1 protein-coding gene is annotated in these 326 nt (G+C 46.0%); it reads left to right on the forward strand.

Features of this window, described 5'->3' with window-relative positions; translation table 11 throughout:
• The coding region (locus tag AB4135_RS21900; protein WP_371995536.1) for a DDE-type integrase/transposase/recombinase at window positions 1-326 on the forward strand (326 nt) is incomplete at both ends.

Consider the following 326-nt stretch of genomic DNA (forward strand, 5'->3'; position numbering starts at 1 on the left):
GTTAGCTGTCAGGTACCTAAGCACAAATACCGAAAAGCGACACTAGAACACATTGAAATCCCTAATCACCTAGGTCGACAATTCGCTGTCACTGCGCCGAATGAAGTTTGGGTTGGTGATGTCACCTACGTGTGGGCTGGTAACCGCTGGATGTACTTAGCGGTTGTGATTGATCTATTCGCTCGTAAAGTTATTGGGTGGGCTATGTCATTATCACCAGATAGCCGTTTAACGGGCAAAGCGCTTTCAATGGCCTATGAAGGTCGAGGTAAACCTAAAGATGTTATGTTCCATAGCGATCAAGGGACTCACTATACAAGCAGAAG

It is taken from the genome of Shewanella sp. 10N.286.54.B9, assembly GCF_041468565.1.
Taxonomy (GTDB): domain Bacteria; phylum Pseudomonadota; class Gammaproteobacteria; order Enterobacterales; family Shewanellaceae; genus Shewanella.